Origin of the sequence: Acidovorax sp. CF316, from assembly GCF_000276605.1 — a bacterium.
Classification (GTDB): domain Bacteria; phylum Pseudomonadota; class Gammaproteobacteria; order Burkholderiales; family Burkholderiaceae_C; genus Acidovorax.
In genome coordinates this window covers 1-1,608 of sequence record NZ_AKJX01000254.1, presented here as the reverse complement: position 1 = coordinate 1,608, position 1,608 = coordinate 1, and the positions used below count along the sequence as shown (strand labels likewise).

The 1,608-nt window shown below is 58.3% G+C and carries 1 protein-coding gene; it reads right to left on the bottom strand.

Annotated elements, in window-relative coordinates; genetic code table 11:
* Nucleotides 1–29 precede the first annotated feature (29 nt).
* Nucleotides 30–1,568, bottom strand: coding sequence for an IS3 family transposase (locus PMI14_RS28745; RefSeq protein WP_007860235.1), 1,539 nt, complete (start codon nucleotides 1,566–1,568; stop codon nucleotides 30–32).
* Between the last annotated feature and the right edge of the window lie 40 nt (nucleotides 1,569–1,608).

Here is a 1,608-nt window from a genome sequence, read left to right as displayed (position 1 = left end):
GGGGGTGCGGATAAAAACTTGGACTGGTTTTATGCCGCAAGTCCAAGGCTCACCCGGTATTCGATGGGGCTGAGAGAGCCAAGGGAGATCTTGATCCGCTTCTCGTTGTACCAGCGGATGTAGTCATCGACCACCTCAATGAACTGCTCAATGGTGACGCTCTTCCAGTCCCCAGGATAGAACAGTTCGTTCTTCAGCCGACCGAAGAACCCCTCGCAGGCTGCGTTGTCCGGCGAGCACGCCTTGCGGGACATGGAGCGGGTGAGGTTGGCCTCGCTCATTCTTGAGAGCCAGCCTGGCCAGCGGTAATGTCCTCCGCGGTCTGAGTGGACCACTGGTCGGTCGCTGGTCGCCGTCACAGTCTCTATGGCAGCATCCAGCATGGTGTTGACCAGTTCAGCGTCCGGGCTCGTGCCAATGGTCCAGCTCACCACCATCCCGTCGAAGCAGTCGATGATCGGCGACAGGTAGACCTTGCCTGCAGGGATCTGGAACTCCGTGATGTCGGTCAGCCATTTCTCGTTGGGCGCTGCAGCCTGGAAGTCACGGTTGATGATGTTCTCCGGCGCCGGGCTGATCTCGCCCAGGTAGGACGCATACCGCCGCCTCTTGGGCTTTGCAACGACCAAGCTCTCTTGCTTCATCAGCCGCTGCACTACCTTTTCGGAGATTGGGCCTTGCTCTCTTGCCAGGGAGGCCTGCAGCCTGCGGTAGCCGTAGCAGCGGTGGTTCGACTCAAAGATCTCAGTGATGGACTGTCGCACTTGGAGGTACTTGTCGCCAATCACAGCACGGGCCCGATGGTAGAAGTACGAACTACGCGCAAGACCCAACTGTGCAAGAAGCTCTGGCAGGCCATAGTTCTCCTTGAGGGCGTCAATCAGCAGTGTCTTCTCCCGGTTGGACAGGAGCTGCAGATCGACGCCCAGGCCTTTTTTTAACAGTTCATTGGCCTTGTTCAAGAGGTCCTGCTCAAGGCGCAGTTGCCTGACTTCGCGGCGCAGTATCTCAACCTGGCGCTCGAGCTCTTCCCGCTCTCGCGCCTGCGGTGATTGATCGGTGTGTTTCATGGATGCGGGTGCCTCACGTCCCAGAAGCTGGTTCTTCCAGTTGTACAACGTCGGCCGGCACACGCCGAGCTTGTCGGCCACCGCCTGCGCACTTTCCTGCCGGGTGCAAAGCTCCATCACTCCCACCTGCTTCAAGGAATCGGGATACCTTCGTTGGCCCACACTGCCAACAACGGCTCTCCTGACGTCAGGAAGGGCTTCACGAAGCCACTTGGTCAGGGTTCCACGCCCAGGATAGCCCAGGGCCCTCATGGTGGCCGCAATGCATTGATCGTGGGTCAGGTAGTGCTCGATGGCTGCAACCTTCTGAGCCTGTGAGAACTTGGGTTCTCTACCTGCATAGCCAGGGGCAAGGTCCTGGCGCTGCTGATACTCAAGGTACCAGCCTTTCAATGCATTTTTGGTGGGGTAGCCCAGCTGACGGATAGTGGGTCTGACGCGCTTGCCCAGCTTGATATAGAGCTCAACGGCTCGGATTCGGTCTTCGTAGGAATACATGAACTACCTCTTGGTAGTCCAAGTTTTCGTCCGCACCCCC